Source organism: Deltaproteobacteria bacterium, assembly GCA_019309045.1.
Lineage (GTDB): Bacteria > Desulfobacterota > Syntrophobacteria > BM002 > BM002 > JAFDGZ01.
On the sequence record JAFDGZ010000183.1, the window covers coordinates 1 to 2723 of the forward strand.

Consider the following 2723-nt stretch of genomic DNA (forward strand, 5'->3'; position numbering starts at 1 on the left):
GCCCTGCTCAGATAGCGACGCTGACGATAGTTTCGGTAAAGCTCGTCACTGGCGTCAGGCTCCACGATCTCCTGGGGCTTGTCCTGACTGCGATAGATGGCAGGCACCCCCCGAGCAGCCAATTCTTTGGCTGCCAGGGAATTAGCCAGAATCATCAGTTCCGAGACAATCACCTGGGCGGGGGTTTCCCTGTCAATCTTGTTGAGATGAATGGTGCCGCTGCCATTCACCCATACCCTGATTTCTGGCAAGGGCAACAGCAGGGCTCCGGCAGCAATCCGCTGTCGGCGCAAGCGGGTGCACAGGCGAAACAGGTAGCCGAGAGTTTTGTCCTCGGCCAGCATTTCATTTGCCTCGCTGTAGGTGAGTTGACGTTTTACTTTGACTCGGCTGAGAGCAAAACGATACTCTTCCAGCTGGTCCTCCTGGTTGAAGTAGGCCAGCAGGCTCAACGCCAGACGCTCTTCGCCCAGCCTCAGACTGCAGACCCCTTCGGAAAGCACCTCTGGCAGCATTGGTATCCTTTTGTCTGGAAGATAGAGTGAGGTGGCTCGCTCCAGGGCCTCCTCGTCCAGAATCGACTCCGGGACAATGAGTTCAGCTGCATCCGCAATGTGGACCCCCACCTCCACCCGGCCGTCCAGGAAGCGCACGCTCAAGGCATCGTCGAAATCCCTGGTCATTGGCCCGTCTATGGTGAGGACTGTCAGGAACGAGAGGTCTTCTCTCTCCTTCACATCAATAGCCACCTCGATTCTCCCAGCTGCAGCAGCAATCTCCTCGGGGAATTCTTCCTGAATACCAAAGCGGTGCAGGTAGAGGTTTTCGTCTTCGCTCCAGATCCCCAGCCGCACCAGAATCTGGAAAGGGCCATGCGGCTGCGGCACCTGAGCCAGATTAAGGAGTTTTTTTATCTGCTGATAGTTGGGCGCCTCGGTGCCCAATAAACAGTAGTCTTTGAGCATTTGAATATATCGCTGGCGGTTCTCCGGCTCCTTTGCCTCCTCTCCTTTCCAGACTGCCGCCAGCCAGGCCGCTCCTTCGGCTGTTTCGCGCTCTCTTTGAGCCTGGCGCTCCTGCTGCAGTCTGATTTGCTCCAACCGTTCGGCGCTCAAAGGGTAGAACATGCCTCCTTTGTACTTGAAGCGCATGGCGTCATCTAACAGAGCCCGCAGCACTGCAGCTGTGTGGTCGGAGCTGATCTGTTCACTGAAACAAAGTTCAGCCAGCTGTTCACAGGCAAAGCCCTCCTCCTCGTCCTGTAGCAAATCCCACAGTTCTGCCACTGACACCTGACGCATGAGCTGCAGCCGCCGATCGACAATTTCCTTGAGAGTCAGTTGCAGGTTTTCTCTGCCACTACTGATATCCAGCCCCGCCTCACTGCTGTGGAGAATCCTCTTGCTGGTCACATTTCCCGTGCGGCCAGATTCGGTAAGGACCTGAATACGCTCGTTTTTAACCCCGATGCACACTGCACATACAAGCTTCTTCTTGTCGAAAAATTCCACGACCGTCCCTGGTCTTATGTTTTTTCCCGCAGCAGCCACCGGGAACACCTCCAATGTCATTTGCAGGGCATGCTCTGCTTGCAGCCCTGCTATCTTGTTGCGGCGCCCTCTTATTCAGCGGCCAGAAACCGGCCCCCTGCTGTTTCGATTTGTTCGATATAGGAACGAATGCCCTGGGCAATTCCCGCAGCAATTGCATCCTGGTAGGCAGGATCGCTCAAGCGGCGCGCTTCCCTGGGATTGCTGATGAAAGAAGTCTCTACCAGAATGCAGGGCATCTGGGCCCCAATAAGCACATAAAAGGGAGCTTGTTTAACACCCAGGTCTTTTATTTTACTAAATTTCTTCTTCAATTTCTGTATGAGGCCTTTCTGAACCTCATGGGCCAGTCTGGTGGATTCATTAATCTTGGCATTGAGCATCAGGTCGTTGAGGATCTTTTCCAGATCACTGATACGTTTCGCAGAGGTAGCGTTTTCCATGGCTGCCAGTTGGGCGGCGTCCGCGTCTACAGCCACATTGAGGATGTAGGTGGCAATACCATACACCCGCCGATCTCTATTGGCGTTTGTATGAATCGAAATGAAAAGATCTGCCTTCTTGGTGTTGGCCATGGCTGTCCGCTCTTCCAGTGGCAGGAATACATCGTGGTCCCGAGTGAGAACCGTTTCCAGGTGAAGTTCTCTTGCCAGTTTCTCGCGAAGCTTCTTGGCGATGGCCAGAACGATTTTCTTTTCCTGAACATGTCCAGGACCCATAGCACCAGGGTCTTTTCCTCCATGGCCGGGATCAATCACCACTCTTCTGACGCTCAACCCCAGTTGTTGTGCCAGCGACAGCTTTGAGCCTTTGCCCCTGTGGACAACGACCGGCTTTCTTGCGCTCACTCCTGTCACGTCGATCACCACTCGAAAAGGATCACTCAGTGAGAAAATCTTGTAATGATCAATGGAATCAATGTCGAGCACGACCCGCACCACGCTAGGGGTATACTGACCCACCCGGACTTTGCGCAGCAGTCCGTCGCCAATGGGAATGTCTTCTTCCAGACTGGGAGACAGGGCTGCACCAGTTAGATCAAGATAGAGCCGCGGTGGAGTTTTCAATTTAGGGTCTGGTCGCAGCAGATGACTGGCAAAGCGCACCTGATCTTCAACGTCAATAACCACCCTGGTATAATCGGGCGCCGACCAGTGCCTGATATCAGTCACC

At 54.1% G+C, this 2723-nt stretch carries 2 protein-coding genes; both read right to left on the minus strand.

What is annotated here, in order from left to right; all coding sequences use genetic code 11:
* The coding region (locus JRI89_17495; protein MBW2073026.1) for an RNB domain-containing ribonuclease at positions 1 to 1571 on the minus strand (1571 nt) is incomplete at its 3' end.
* A 50-nt stretch (positions 1572 to 1621) separates the two neighbouring features.
* Positions 1622 to 2723: N-acetylmuramoyl-L-alanine amidase (locus JRI89_17500; GenBank protein ID MBW2073027.1), on the minus strand; the 1102-nt coding region annotated here is incomplete at its 5' end.